At 44.3% G+C, this 14605-nt stretch carries 10 protein-coding genes; 5 read left to right on the forward strand and 5 right to left on the reverse strand.

Features of this window, described 5'->3' with window-relative positions; translation table 11 throughout:
* Positions 1–2 precede the first annotated feature (2 nt).
* Positions 3–1445, reverse strand: coding sequence for a pyruvate kinase (gene pyk, locus R7E00_RS06370; RefSeq protein ID WP_005372972.1), 1443 nt, complete (start codon positions 1443–1445; stop codon positions 3–5).
* Positions 1446–1852: 407 nt separating this feature from the next.
* Here pyk and R7E00_RS06375 point away from each other — a divergent pair, with 407 nt between their 5' ends.
* A complete protein-coding gene (locus R7E00_RS06375) occupies positions 1853–3070 on the forward strand; it encodes an ROK family protein (RefSeq protein ID WP_005385828.1) in 1218 nt (405 codons plus the stop codon).
* A 363-nt stretch (positions 3071–3433) separates the two neighbouring features.
* Positions 3434–4387, forward strand: coding sequence for a chemotaxis protein CheV (locus R7E00_RS06380; RefSeq protein ID WP_005372976.1), 954 nt, complete (start codon positions 3434–3436; stop codon positions 4385–4387).
* A 72-nt stretch (positions 4388–4459) separates the two neighbouring features.
* Here the strand turns inward: R7E00_RS06380 and R7E00_RS06385 are convergent, their stop codons facing one another.
* The 4 genes from R7E00_RS06385 to R7E00_RS06400 all read right to left on the reverse strand — a co-directional run bounded on the left by R7E00_RS06385 (position 4460) and on the right by R7E00_RS06400 (position 10538).
* Entirely contained in the window at positions 4460–7534 is a 3075-nt protein-coding gene (locus tag R7E00_RS06385) for an error-prone DNA polymerase (RefSeq protein WP_025767229.1), read from the reverse strand.
* Positions 7535–7561: 27 nt separating this feature from the next.
* Complete coding sequence (locus tag R7E00_RS06390) at positions 7562–8965, reverse strand: Y-family DNA polymerase (protein ID WP_033905737.1); 1404 nt, start codon at positions 8963–8965, stop codon at positions 7562–7564.
* Positions 8966–8969: 4 nt separating this feature from the next.
* Positions 8970–9662, reverse strand: a complete 693-nt coding sequence (gene imuA / locus R7E00_RS06395; protein ID WP_186584799.1) for a translesion DNA synthesis-associated protein ImuA — start codon at positions 9660–9662, stop codon at positions 8970–8972.
* A 129-nt stretch (positions 9663–9791) separates the two neighbouring features.
* Positions 9792–10538, reverse strand: coding sequence for a YciK family oxidoreductase (locus R7E00_RS06400; RefSeq protein ID WP_005372980.1), 747 nt, complete (start codon positions 10536–10538; stop codon positions 9792–9794).
* Positions 10539–10792: 254 nt separating this feature from the next.
* Here R7E00_RS06400 and sohB point away from each other — a divergent pair, with 254 nt between their 5' ends.
* The 3 genes from sohB (at position 10793) to rpsA (ending at position 14524) form a co-directional block, all read left to right on the forward strand.
* Positions 10793–11854: a protease SohB gene (gene sohB, locus R7E00_RS06405; RefSeq protein ID WP_005385819.1), complete on the forward strand. Its 1062-nt coding sequence runs from the start codon at positions 10793–10795 to the stop codon at positions 11852–11854.
* A 208-nt stretch (positions 11855–12062) separates the two neighbouring features.
* A complete protein-coding gene (cmk, locus tag R7E00_RS06410; RefSeq protein WP_021033981.1) occupies positions 12063–12743 on the forward strand; it encodes a (d)CMP kinase in 681 nt (226 codons plus the stop codon).
* 110 nt (positions 12744–12853) lie between these two features.
* Positions 12854–14524, forward strand: coding sequence for a 30S ribosomal protein S1 (gene rpsA, locus R7E00_RS06415; protein WP_005385817.1), 1671 nt, complete (start codon positions 12854–12856; stop codon positions 14522–14524).
* The last annotated feature ends 81 nt before the right edge of the window (positions 14525–14605 follow it).

Below are 14605 nucleotides of genomic sequence, written 5' to 3' on the forward strand. Positions count from 1 at the left end.
GACTACGCTTGTAGAATGCGCATGCAGTTGGTTGAGCCAACAACATCCATTACATCGCCTTGAGTAATAATGACTAAATCACCTTTGTGCAAGAACCCTTGCTCTTTAAGGCTAGTAATCGCTGCTTGAGCCGTTGGTAAACCCGCATCACTTTTTGACTCGAAATATACAGGTGTCACGCCTCGGTATAATGCTGCTCGATTTAGTGTCGATTCATTCCGTGATAAGGCAAATATTGGCAAGCCAGAGCTTAAGCGAGACATCATCAACGCAGTCCTGCCGGACTCAGTTAACGAGATCATCGCTTTAATTCCTTCCATGTGATTCGCAGAGTACATGGTTGCCATTGCGATGGTTTCTTCAGCGGTTTCGAAGGTTCTATCTAAGCGATAGGTTGATAGACTTGCCTCCGACATTTTTTCTGCCCCCACACATACTTCGGCCATGGATTTGACCGTTTCTACAGGATATTTACCTGCAGCGGTCTCTCCAGAAAGCATCACCGCGTCAGTGCCGTCTAGAACCGCATTGGCCACATCCATCACTTCAGCACGCGTTGGCATTGGGCTAGTAATCATGGACTCCATCATTTGTGTCGCAGTAATCACGATACGGTTTAAACTGCGTGCGCGGCGAATCAGTTTTTTCTGGACACCTATGAGCTCAGGGTCACCGATTTCTACACCAAGGTCACCACGTGCAACCATCACCACATCGGATGCGAGAATAATGTCGTCAATAGACTCATTGGTCGCGACGGTTTCTGCTCGTTCGACTTTAGCCACTAACATGGCTTCAAGGCCTGCATCTCTGGCTAAGCGTCGAGCGTAATGCATGTCTTCGCCGTTACGCGGGAATGAAATAGCAAGGTAGTCTACTTGAATTGCTGCGGCGGTAAGAATGTCGGCTTTATCTTTCTCTGTGAGCGCATCGGCTGACAATCCGCCGCCTTTTTTGTTGATCCCTTTATTGTTGGACAGTGGACCACCGACAATCACACGGGTATGAACTTTATTACCCTCTACTTTGGTAACTTGCAGCTGAACGCGTCCATCATCGAGTAATAAAATGTCATTTGGTGAAACATCTTGCGGTAGTTCTTTATAATCTAACCCTACAGATTCTTGATTGCCTTCACCTTTTGGTAAATCACTATCTAATGTGAATTTATCGCCCACATTCAAAATGACTTGGCCGTCTTTAAACGTTGATACACGGATTTTAGGGCCTTGTAAGTCACCAAGAATTGCAACCTGACGCCCAAGTCTTGCTGCAATGGTACGGACTTTGTTCGCACGTTGAATGTGGTCTTCACTGGTTCCATGTGAAAAATTCATACGGACAACGTTTGCACCGGCTTTGATGATCTCCTCAAGTATATTGTCCTTATCCGTTGAAGGACCCAGCGTAGTGACAATTTTTGTTCGTCTTAATTTGGAAGTCATAGATTCTCCGATGAATGTGTGTGTACAGGTAACTTGAACTCTATCCTTACTTTACGCAATCGCTCTCAAGGTTAGCCTCGCTTAGCCCACACCTTAAAGCTACTTGAATATAAGTATATGCACAGAATGTTTACATTAAGAGTAACCCCGGTAAAACAGACAGATATTCGACAGGCAATGGCCTTATTGATAAAAATACGCTGCTTTAAAGGCATTACTTCATAATTTAGTGAATAAAAATAAGTTATTTTTCAAACAATTTAACAGGAGTAGATTCTTCGTTATTTGATTGAATACACAAACAAACAGGTTTATACGTGATGCTTGTCACGGGGATTTATTAATTCACTTCACAATTAGTTCGCAAAGTAAAAAAATTGTCCCGTTATAGAATTTCGGAGTGCAAGATGTACATGGCTCAACCGGGCCATATTGATCATATCAAACAGGTCAATGCTGGTCGTGTATATAAACTAATTGACCTAAAAGGTCCTATTTCTCGAATTGATTTGTCCAAGCAGAGTGAGCTTGCTCCTGCTAGTATCACCAAAATCACTCGAGAATTAATTGAAGCGCACTTGATTCATGAAACGACAGTACAAGAAGCGACGAGTCGTGGTCGACCTGCTGTCGGTTTGCAGGTCAATAATGAAGGCTGGCAATTTTTGTCAATGCGTTTGGGGCGGGGTTATTTAACCATTGCTTTGCATGAGTTAGGCGGTGATGTACTGATCGATACTAAAATCGAGATACACGAGCTTGATCAAGACGATGTGCTTGAGCGCCTGCTTTACGAAATTGATGAATTCTTTCAGACTTACGCGGATCAACTTGATCGTGTTACCAGTATTGCCCTTACGCTGCCTGGTCTCGTGAACTCAGAGCAAGGTGTCGTTTTGCAGATGCCTCATTACAATGTCGAAAATCTTGCTCTTGGACCAGAGATATACAAAGCAACGGGCTTGCCAGTTTTCATTGCCAATGACACGCGAGCTTGGGCATTAGCAGAAAAGCTTTTTGGTCATTCTCAAGATAATGACAACTCCGTTCTTATCTCTATCCACCACGGTTTAGGTGCGGGCATCATTCTGGATGGGCGCGTTTTGCAAGGCCGTCACGGTAACATTGGTGAACTCGGGCATATTCAAATTGACCCAAATGGAAAACGTTGTCATTGCGGCAATATAGGCTGTTTGGAAACCGTTGCCAGTTCTCAGGCAATTCGTGAAGAAGTCGTAAGACGAATCGCTGATGGCGAAGACTCTATTCTTGCTAAACAAGAGGAAATGAGTATTGAGAGCATTTGTGAAGCCGCTGCAAACGGTGATCCTTTGGCCGTCGATGTGATTGAAAAACTTGGACGCTACTTAGGCTCTGCAATTGCTATTGTGATCAACTTATTTAACCCTGAGAAAATCTTGATCGGTGGTGTGATTAACCAAGCAAAAGATGTGCTTTATCCTGCGGTTCGTCGCTGTATCGAAGAACAGAGTTTACCTGTTTATCACCAAGATCTTGAGCTGGTGGAGTCTCGTTTCTATAAGCAAGCCACAATGCCTGGTGCCGCGTTGATTAAGCAAGCGTTGTACGATGGTCAACTATTGATGAAGGTTGTGGAAGGTTAAGTACTTTTTAACATGATGATGTGCCTGGCTGTTGAGACTGCATTTGTAGGTGATTTAGGGTGAGACTTAACGGCTCACCCTTTTTGATCGCCTATTACTAGAAAGGGAATTTGAGTTATGTTGCATTGCTATATCTGCGCCATTCATGTAATTTCCTAAAAAGCTCAAGTAAATAAACAAAATGGCTTTCAATGTGCTGCGTGACTTTGCGTCTGATGCAAAGAGAAGTAATACGCTAAAACTGTTGTACTTTAAAGCTGTGCTCGAAAAGCCAAATATTTTAAGGTTATTTGGTTATATAACCTTGCTGTGTCTGTACTGATTTCGAGTAAAATAAGAATTATCCATAATTTAGGTAGTAGTATGTCCGGAGTGTTAAATACGGTTGACCAGCGTACAAACTTGGTTGGTGAAAATCGACTAGAGCTTCTGCTGTTCACTTTAAATAGTCGCCAATTATTTGCGATTAATGTGTTCAAAGTGAAAGAGGTCATCAAGCTTCCGCCGTTAACCAAGCTCCCAGGATCGCACTACAATATTCGTGGGGTTGCTTCTCTACGAGGTGAAGCGGTACCAGTGATTGATTTACGAGGCGCAATTGGTTTTCCTGCTTTACGTGGTGAAGCGGAAGAAGAAAATTTGATCGTGACAGAGTACAACCGCACGGTGCAGGGCTTCTTAGTCGGTCCGGTTAAAAACATTATTAATACGGCATGGACTGAAATTCAGCCGCCTCCTTCCACGTCTGGTCGCTCGAATTACCTCACGGCTATCACGCAAATCAAAGAGGGGGATGCCTCTCAAATTGTCGAAATTATTGACGTTGAAAAAGTTTTAGCAGAGATCGTGCATTACGACGTGACTATCTCGGAGGACATTCTCGATCAAGAATTGGCCCAAGCAATGGTCGGGCGTAATGTTCTGATTGTGGATGATTCCTCTACAGCTCGTAATCAAGTTCGCGATACGCTTTCTCAATTAGGTATGAATATCATCGAGTGTCGTGACGGGCTAGAAGCGTTAACGGTTTTAAAACGTTGGTGTGATGAAGGTAAAGATGTAGAAAAAGAGCTATTGATGATGATTACGGATGCTGAAATGCCTGAAATGGACGGTTATAAACTGACCCATGAAGTGCGCCAAGATCCACGTATGTCTAAGTTGTTTATCACATTGAACACTTCTCTGAGCGGTAGTTTTAATGAAGCCATGGTACAAAAAGTAGGTTGTGATCGTTTTATCTCTAAATTCCAACCAGATCTGTTGGTTGAAGTTGCTCAAGACCGGTTACGCCAGATGCTTTCTAAAAGTGCATGATTAGATCTAGTGAAACCAGAGGGAGCGCACCTCTCTCTGATTTTTAACATCTCTCTCCTTAATTCCTCTGTACTAATGGAAATCCCGAGATTTACTTTGTAGATTGTTCAAGTAGTGCGTGCAATCAATCAACTTACCAGCAATGACGTGCGTGACTTCTCCCTCTCTTTCAAGAATGCCTTTCACCATTAATACTTTAGCGCCTAAATACGCTTGCTTTTGGGCTCGTGCTGTAGCTTGCCAAACGACCACATTAATGTTGCCCGTGTCATCTTCTAACGTAAAAAATGTCACGCCAGCGGCGGTGCCTGGAGATTGTCTTCCTGTTACCACACCTACCACTGTGACCAGTGACTTATGCGGTTTCTCTGTCAGTTGCCTCATGCGGGTAAAGTGAGGGAGTTTGCCCGTTTCTTCTAATAATTTAATTGGATGGCGGCTAAGAGATAGTCCCGTGCTTGCGTAATCCTCAATTAAATTTTCATATTCAGAGGGTTGAGTCTGGTAGCTAACATTGGGTTCTTCGACCTTGTGAAACAATGGTAGGTCAGATAAGGAATCCATTGCTGCCCAGCGAGCGTTATAACGATTTCCCGATAAGGCCTGAAATGCATTGGCTGAAGCCAATAATTCAATGTCACTTCGGCTTCTTAATATCTGCTTTACTTCTTGAATCGATCGGTAACCATTAAGTGGTTTGCGCTCAATAAGCCTTTGTGCGCTTTCTGCGTTAAAGCCTTTCACCAAGCGAAAACCAAGTTGCACGCCGAGCCTGCCATTCGGACGTGAGACGAGATGATGTTGATATTTTGAATGATTGACGCACACCGGCAATACTTCGACGCCATGTCGGCGAGCATCTTGTACTAATTGCGATGGGCTATAAAATCCCATTGGTTGGCTGTTCAATAATGCAGTGTAAAATTCGGCTGGGTAATAATATTTTAACCATGCAGAACAATATGCCAGCACTGCGAAAGACGCTGAATGACTTTCAGGGAAGCCGTACTCACCAAAGCCGCAAATCTGATCGAAAATGCGCTCAGCAAACGCTAAGTCATAACCTCTCTCTTGCATACCATTGATCAGTTTTGGTCTGAATTTAGCGAGATCGCCATTCTTTTTCCATGATGCCATCGCTCGACGGAGTTGATCGGCCTCGCCGCCGCTAAACCCTGCGGCTACCATGGCTAGCTTGATGACTTGCTCTTGGAAAATAGGGACGCCCATAGTCCGCTCCAGAACGCTTTTTACTTCTTCCGATGGATAACTGACAGGCTCTTTGTGATCTCGTCGTTTTAAAAAAGGATGCACCATATCACCCTGAATAGGGCCTGGACGAACAATTGCAATTTGAATCACTAAGTCGTAATAACAAGCAGGCTTTAGGCGAGGAAGCATGCTCATTTGTGCACGAGATTCAATTTGGAATACGCCTATCGTGTCAGCTTTTTGGATCATGCGGTACACGTGTGGATCATCTTGTCGGCGAGTGATCTCGGAAATCGAGAGGGATCGCTGGTGATGTTTCTCGACCAGTTGAAAGCACTTTTTGATGGCGTTTAACATGCCGAGTGCGAGTACATCGACTTTTAGTAGCTTCAAGCTTTCTAAATCGTCTTTATCCCATTGAATGATAGTGCGATCTTCCATCGAGGCATTTTCAACAGGTACCAACTCATATAAAGGGCCAGATGAAATTACAAAGCCACCTACGTGCTGAGATAAATGGCGTGGGAAGCCAATGATCTCGTTGACCAATTGGATAAACTGCTGCCCTTTGAGAGATTCTGGTTGTAAGCCAAGTTCAATAATTTGAGCTTGCCAGCCTTGGCTGCGATCTCGGCGATTAACGTTCTTAATGAAAAAATCTAATTGGGTCTCTTCAATCCCTAGTGCTTTACCGACTTCACGCACGGCACTTTTAAAGCGATAGCTGATCACTGTTGCAGCAAGTGCTGCACGCTCACGACCATATTTTTTGTAAATATACTGGATAACTTCTTCACGGCGCTCGTGTTCAAAGTCCACATCAATATCCGGCGGTTCCTTACGTTCTTTACTGATAAATCGTTCGAATAAGACAGCGATTTGTCGAGGATCGACGGCGGTAATTTCCAGGCAATAACACACTACAGAGTTTGCAGCGGAACCTCGCCCTTGGTAAAGAATACCTTGCTGTTTCGCAAACATTACGATGTCGTGAATAGTAAGGAAGTAGTAGTGGTATTTAAGCTCTTGAATAAGCGCCAGTTCATTCTCGATGGTTTGATTGACTTCTGCTGGCACGCCTTCAGGAAAACGCAGCTTTTTACCACGTTCGACCAACATACGTAAGTAAGAGTCGGGTGTATAACCATCTGGGATCAGCTCGGTAGGATATTCGTATTTTAAATCGGAGAGCTTAAACTCGCATAAATCGGCGATGTAAGTACTTTCTTCCAGCCATTCTGGTTTGTAAATCCGAATCAACTTTTTAAAAGGACGAAGCGCTCGCTCAGTATTCGAAATACGGTCAAAACCGAGTTTATCGACGCTACACCCATGTTTTATAGCAGTAAGTACATGCTGTAATGGCAAGCGTTCAACATCATGCATGAGAACGCCTCCGCAGGCAGTTATAGGTAATTGAAATTCATGTGCTAACTGCTCGCAGTGCGCAATGTACTCAGTATCGTTGTTACTCAAATGGCGCTGAATCGCTACCCACAAACGATTAGCGTGGTGTTGATTGAGCCAGCGCCCCCAATAGTGATCACTCTCTTGATGTGTGGGCAGCCACAATACCAAACAATGTCGAACCGACATCAAATCCCATTCGAACAGTTGATAGTTGCCTTTTTCACTGCGTCTCCTTGCGTTTGTGATGATACGACACAACTCGGCATAAGCCTTGCGACAAGGGCAAAGCAGTACGATTTGGCATTCATCATTTAACCAAAACATACTTCCAACGATTTGTTTGATATCGAGTTTATGTTGTTCGATGGTTGCATGGGCTTTGACAACGCCCGCGACTGAACATTCATCCGTTATAGCTAGAGCTTGATAGCGATAGAAAGCAGCTTGGAGTACCAGCTCTTCTGCATGAGAAGCCCCAGTCAAAAAAGAGAAGTTAGACTGACAAAATAGTTCCGCGTAACTCATAATGACCCAACAAAAATAACTGTCGATTTAACAAAAATAGCCATGAAGAAACCAGTGCTTGTGCTGATCGCGAAATATCCATAACCAGCGGCCTTGCTTGGTGTGTGCAATGTAGTAATCACGCATGATCTCATCACCATCCCACCACCCAGAAACTATTCGCTCAGGTCCGTGGACCAAAGAAACTTGCTCTTGCAATACAATGGGAGTCGGTAATTGCATTGCTGGGCGTAGTATGGATGGTATGGCGTGCCCCTTTTCATCCGGAGCATCAGCAGGGCGATACTGACTGGCCTTTTCTGGTCTAGGATCGCAAGCAATATTGGGTTTTAAAACGGCACTTTTTCCCAATTTAGCTTGCAGTAAAGAGAGCAGCTCTAAAGCATTCATGTTTCCTTTCTGCCCAGCAAAGAGATCGCGTGATGCACTAAGAGGCTCACCTTGACGGATGACTTTTAACGTTAGCCCTGTGACTGGGCCATTAAGCGAGAGTGATTCTAAGCTTAAACTCGCTAACTGTTGCCAACGCTGACATAGGTAATCACCTTGCGCAGAAGTGAGTTGAAGGTGTTGCTCTTGTTTCTCACGCTGGTGGAGTGTTAAACACAGTTCAAAAGCGACCTTATCTCTTAATTTTAGAAAGGTTTCGAGTTGACGAAGTAATTTGGTCAACGGCTTTTTAATCCACTGAACGTTTTCGATCTCAAACAAGAGCTCTAAATAAACTTGGAAGGATTCGGTAGGGTGATAAAAGTCGACAGGGTGTTTAAACTGCCCAGTCAGTCGACCAACGTAGTTCACCAAATCGATATCAAAGCGTCGTGCGATGTCTTGCAATGGCAGTTCAAGCAGGTTTTGCAATGTGGTGACGCCTACACGTTGTAACTTCTCTACGGTAGCGTTTGATAAATCTGTCAGTTTTAACGGTAGTGGTGATAAAGCTTTTTGTATGGCAGATTTGTCTTCACTGATGACGTTCGCTCCTGATATTGCCATCAATTTGGCAGCAAAAGGCGAAAAACCACATCCGAATTGAAAACTCAGTTTCAGCTCCGATAAGTGAGCTCTGACTTTATTCCAATAGTTTTCAAGCCCTTCATACAGAGCGAGCATTGGAGTAGCACGCAGCAAAATACCTTGGTTTGGCATCAACACAACGTCAGATGTGATCAAATACAGCCATTGAGCAATTTCTTGTAACTTGCTCAATTCGGTGTGCGGATGATAAGGATGCACTTGTAAATCTCGACACAAGGACGCAGCACTGCCTAGGCCCATACCAGGCTTAATGCCTTGTTGTTCGGCAATCTCGTTGTATTGAAGAATCTGGCAACGTTGGCTTTCGACAATCACCACGGGTTGTTCTTGGTTATCACCAAAGAGTGCGTCTAGCTGCAGGCGAGGGAAGTGCAAGTAAATCCACAGAGCCATATCACTAACCTTGGTTCGCCAGTGGGAAATTGACCACAGTCGAGTGCACAGTTTCAGATGATGGTTTCACCAGTTGCGGGTAATGGTGTTGGAAGCCGATACTAACGCTACCTCTATTCCAGCCTCCTTTCCTTTTCAGCACTTCAACATTAATCCCTTGCTCGTCGCCTTTCAGTTTTAAACTGAGTGACACAGGCAAAGACAAGCGGTTGATAGTATCTGTTTTAAGCATAAAGAGAGGGCAACTCCCTTGTTCACTTGCTACCTGTAAGCGTTTCACTTGATGTATTTCAAGCTCTTCTTGCCATAACAAAACATTACTGCATACCCCACTTTTCAGACATTGCTCTGCAGCCCAAAGAGCATCTTTGGGGTGAGTTGGAGTAACAACCCACACTTGGTTTATATCCAACCCGATGTAGTGTAAAAACAGAGAATTCACTAGCGCAGGTGGTTGAATAAATGCGGTCATACCATTGGTCTGAGTGGCTTTTAAATAGGGAGCGAGCAAACGCAATTCACCAATACTACCAATAGATTCCATCTCCACTACGCCATGAGGTGGAAAGCCTCCGCCGAGCAAATCATCTAATTCAGAAAAACCGGAACTAGTCTGCAACTGCTGAGGATCTGCTTTCGTTAAATTTGCTTGCCAAACAAGGTGTTGGCTTTTTAAGTTCTGAATAATATCTTGCATAATAAATACCTGTATATATGTACAGTATATTTCTGTGGGAGAAAGTCGCAAGATTTTTATGAAGAGAGAAATGAAAAAAGGCAGCGTTTGCTGCCTTTTCAATCGATTATGTGAGGTAACCTGAATGAGTTATTTACGCTTCGGTTGAGCGTCGATGCACTGACCGTTCACATCGGTAACCGCAGGATCCATTAAGTGCAAATATAGCGGCATGATATCCAGTGGCGTTTTGAGAGTATTCGCATCTTCACCCGGATATGCTTTTTCACGCATGCGAGTACGAGTGGCACCAGGGTTAATTGCGTTAACGCGGATCGGTGTATCACTCAGCTCGTCAGCTAAAACTTGCATCATGCCTTCTACGGCAAATTTAGAGATAGCGTATGGCCCCCAGAATGCGCGGCCAGAGTGGCCGACAGTTGAAGAGGTAAAGATAATACGCCCAGCTTCTGATTTACGCATCACAGGCAGTAATGCTTGAGTCATTAGCACTTCGGCTTTCACGTTGATCTGCATGATATCGTCGAAGTCTTCCTCTTTGATTTGATCAAATGGACACAGCGAACTCAAGACACCTGCGTTGTGTAATAGACCATCCAAGCGACCAAACTGTCCTTCGATTGTCTCTGCCATATCAATATAATTCTGCTGAGTTGCACCCTTGAGATCCAATGGAATGATAGCAGCTTGTGGATAGCCAGCAGCTTCAATCTCATCATAGATAGATTCAAGGTTTTGCACATTTCTACCCAAGAGAATAACAGTTGCACCGTGCTCGGCATAAGAAAGCGCGGCTTGACGGCCGATGCCATTACCAGCGCCAGTAACAAGAATGACTTTACCTTTTAGAGCATCAGCTGAAACGGAGTAGTTCACGGCGATAAATCCTTATTATTGTAAGAGGGTCCATGATAGTTAATTGACGCTAAAAAACGCCTGTTTCTCAATGGAAAATCTTGGTAATCGTGACAAGATGGTTACAATACACCAATTCATGTGTTATACCAATTCCAGAACTTTCGTTAGGTATGCTATCAATCAGAACAAGTGGTTACAAACCGCGCTGCCTTCTCGCTGATGTTTCTGCGTAACATACTAACGTCATCTGAAATGAGATAAAGGAGCTCTCGTTGGAATTTTTATTAGATTATGGTCTGTTTCTGGCCAAAATTATCACGGTGGTTGCTGCGATAATTGTTCTGCTCATTATTGCAAAATCGGCTGGTGGCAAATCGGGTGCGGCGAAAGGGGAGTTAGAGATTACCAACCTTTCAGAGCAACACAAACAATCTGTTGAGCAGTTAGAGCATCATTTGCATGACGATGCTTTCATCAAGGCTCGAGATAAAGCCGTCAAGAAAGAAGAAAAAGAGAAGAACAAATCTCGCGAGAAAGAAATCAAACAAGCGAGCAAAGACGGTTCATTAGATAGCAAGCGTGAACCACACCTATTTGTTCTTGATTTCAACGGTAGCATAGACGCAAAAGAAGTCGCGTCTCTACGTGAAGAAATCACCGCTATTTTGGCTGTCGCACGTGAAGGTGATGAAGTGTTACTTCGCTTAGAGTCTGGCGGTGGTATGGTTCATGGTTACGGCCTTGCCTCTTCTCAACTGGACCGAATCAAAGCTGCGGGTCTTCCTCTGACCATCTCTGTTGACAAAGTTGCGGCAAGTGGTGGTTACATGATGGCATGTGTAGCAGATAAGATTGTTTCTGCACCATTTGCAATTGTGGGGTCTATTGGCGTTATCGCACAAATTCCTAACTTCAACAAACTGTTGAAGAAACATGATATTGAGTACGAACAACTAACAGCGGGTGAATATAAACGCACGCTAACGATGTTCGGTGAGAATACCGATAAAGCGCGCGATAAGTTTAAGCAAGAACTTGAAGAAACACATGTCTTGTTTAAAGACTTCATCCGTGAGCGTCGTCCTAGTTTGGACCTAGACAAAGTAGCCACTGGTGAGCACTGGTTCGGTACACAAGCGAAAGAGCTTGGTTTGGTGGATGACATTAGTACATCTGATGATATCGTTGTTGCGGCATGCAAAGATAAAACCGTACTTTCTGTGCATTATGTGCAGAAGAAAAAGCTGGCAGACAAGCTAGCAGGTGTCGCGGGCAAAGTTGCTGACAGTGTGATCTTAAAGTTAGCTGAGCGTGGTCAAAAACCGATTGTTTAATCGAGCTTAAGTTCATGACATTTAAAACGGCGAGGGCAGAAGCTCTCGCCGTTTTTGTTGAACTTTATGTTTATTGATGAATCCAATTACGCATTAGGTGTAATGCTTTACACGACATTTTTCCTCGCTCCAAAGACTGATTACCCGTATAATGTGCGCCTCGAAAACCGAGCAAATTGCTGAAAAGAAACTATTGGTGGAGAAGAACATGTCCTCTCAAACTCCGGTTGTAACCGTAGATGGACCTAGTGGTGCAGGTAAAGGCACTTTATGTATGTTGCTGGCGAAAAAGTTGGGTTTCCAACTCTTAGATTCTGGCGCAATTTATCGTGTACTTGCACTCGCTGCGATTCACCACGGTGTCGACACCGAGTCAGAAGATGCTCTTGTCCCACTAGCAACCCACCTAGACGTTCAATTTATCGCGGAAGGTGACTTAGTTAAGGTCATTCTAGAAGGCGAAGACGTGTCAGGGGAGCTTCGCAAAGAAGAAACAGGCATGGCAGCATCTAAAGTTGCGGCTTTGCCACGTGTTCGTGAAGCATTACTACGTCGTCAGCGTGCATTTGAGACCGCTCCGGGTCTGGTTGCTGATGGTCGTGATATGGGCACAATTGTATTCCCGAGTGCGCAAGCAAAAATCTTCCTTGATGCGAGTGCTGAAGAGCGTGCAAATCGACGCCTTAAACAGTTGCAAGAGAAAGGGTTAGATGTTAGATTTGCTGACCTTTTAAGCGAGATCCAAGAGCGTGACGACCGAGATCGTAACCGCCCAGTGGCGCCATTACGCCCTGCTGAGGATGCGCTTGTGCTAGATTCTACGTCGATGACTATCGACGAAGTAGTAGAAAAGGCACTACAATATATCGAATCGAAGCTAGCTGAGTAATAATACTCGACTAGGCTAAGAGCGTTGGTCGCAAGGATGATGACTGGCGAATTTAATAACCCCATGCGGTAGGATACCCGTGGAAGTTTAATTTATTGAAGATTAATTAAATGACTGAATCTTTTGCTCAACTCTTTGAAGAGTTTCTAAACGAAACAGAATTCCAACAAGGCAGCATCGTTAAAGGTACTGTAGTAGCTATCGAGAACGGTTTCGTTCTTGTTGACGCTGGTCTTAAGTCTGAATCTGCTATCCCTGCTGAACAGTTCAAGAACGCTGCTGGCGAACTTGAAGTTGAAGTTGGCGCTGAAGTAGACGTAGCTCTAGACGCTGTTGAAGATGGTTTCGGTGAAACTCAACTTTCTCGTGAGAAAGCTAAGCGTCACGAAGCTTGGATCGTACTTGAGAAAGCTTACGAAGAAGCTGAAACTGTTGTTGGTATCATCAACGGTAAAGTTAAAGGCGGTTTCACTGTTGAACTAAACGGTATCCGTGCTTTCCTTCCTGGCTCTCTAGTAGACGTACGTCCAATCCGCGACACTGCTCACCTAGAAAACAAAGAGCTAGAGTTCAAAGTTATCAAACTTGACCAAAAACGTAACAACGTAGTTGTTTCACGTCGTGCAGTTATCGAATCAGAGAACAGCGTTGAGCGTGACGAGCTTCTAGAAACTCTACAAGAAGGTTCTGAAGTTAAAGGTATCGTTAAGAACCTTACTGACTACGGTGCGTTCGTTGACCTAGGTGGCGTTGACGGTCTTCTACATATCACTGATATGGCTTGGAAGCGCGTTAAGCACCCATCTGAAATCGTTAACGTTGGTGACGAGATCCAAGTTAAAGTTCTTAAGTTCGACCGTGAGCGTACTCGCGTATCACTAGGTCTTAAGCAACTAGGCGAAGATCCATGGGTAGCAATCGCTAAGCGTTACCCAGAAGGTCACAAACTAACTGGTCGCGTAACTAACCTAACTGACTACGGCTGCTTCGTTGAAATCGAAGAAGGCGTTGAAGGTCTAGTTCACGTTTCAGAAATGGATTGGACTAACAAGAACATCCACCCTTCTAAAGTTGTTAATGTTGGCGACGAAGTTGAGGTTATGGTTCTTGAAATCGACGAAGAACGTCGTCGTATCTCTCTAGGTCTGAAACAGTGTAAAGCTAACCCATGGCAGTCATTCGCTGAAGCACAAGCTAAAGGCGACAAAGTTACTGGTAAGATCAAGTCTATCACTGACTTCGGTATCTTCATCGGTCTAGAAGGCGGCATCGACGGTCTAGTTCACCTATCTGACATTTCTTGGAATGTTGCTGGCGAAGAAGCTGTACGTGAGTACAAGAAAGGCGACGAGATCTCTGCAGTTGTTCTAGCAGTAGACGCTGAGCGTGAGCGCATCTCTCTAGGCATCAAGCAAATGGAAAATGACCCATTCAATGCTTACGTTGCTGACAACAAGAAAGGTGTTCTAGTTAACGCTACTGTAACTGCTGTTGACGCTAAAGGCGCTACTGTTGAAATCGCAGAAGGCGTTGAAGGTTACATCCGTGCTTCTGAAGTATCACGCGATCGCGTAGAAGATGCTTCTCTAATCCTAAGCGCTGGTGATGTTGTTGAAGCGAAGTTCACAGGTGTAGACCGTAAGAACCGCGTAATCAACCTATCTATCAAAGCTAAAGACGAAGCTGACGAGCAAGAAGCAATGGCATCTATCAACAAGCAAGATGACAATGCATTCGGTAACGCAATGGCTGACGCTTTCAAAGCTGCTAAAGGCGAATAATATACTCGCTTAAGCAAAAAAGGAGCCGCAAGGCTCCTTTTTTATATTTGGTCATATTTAAGTAGTAATACTAATGACAGT

It is taken from the genome of Vibrio sp. Vb1755, assembly GCF_033338635.1.
Classification (GTDB): Bacteria; Pseudomonadota; Gammaproteobacteria; order Enterobacterales; family Vibrionaceae; genus Vibrio; species Vibrio alginolyticus.

Bases quoted from the DNA above. Each gene is read 5' to 3' on its own strand.
- R7E00_RS06390 (WP_033905737.1), bottom strand. From the start codon at position 8,965: ATGGCTCTGTGGATTTACTTGCACTTCCCTCGCCTGCAGCTAGACGCA.
- R7E00_RS06380 (WP_005372976.1), top strand. From the start codon at position 3,434: ATGTCCGGAGTGTTAAATACGGTTGACCAGCGTACAAACTTGGTTGGT.
- R7E00_RS06375 (WP_005385828.1), top strand. From the start codon at position 1,853: ATGTACATGGCTCAACCGGGCCATATTGATCATATCAAACAGGTCAAT.
- pyk (WP_005372972.1), bottom strand. From the start codon at position 1,445: ATGACTTCCAAATTAAGACGAACAAAAATTGTCACTACGCTGGGTCCT.
- cmk (WP_021033981.1), top strand. From the start codon at position 12,063: ATGTCCTCTCAAACTCCGGTTGTAACCGTAGATGGACCTAGTGGTGCA.
- R7E00_RS06385 (WP_025767229.1), bottom strand. From the start codon at position 7,534: ATGAGTTACGCGGAACTATTTTGTCAGTCTAACTTCTCTTTTTTGACT.
- imuA (WP_186584799.1), bottom strand. From the start codon at position 9,662: ATGCAAGATATTATTCAGAACTTAAAAAGCCAACACCTTGTTTGGCAA.
- rpsA (WP_005385817.1), top strand. From the start codon at position 12,854: ATGACTGAATCTTTTGCTCAACTCTTTGAAGAGTTTCTAAACGAAACA.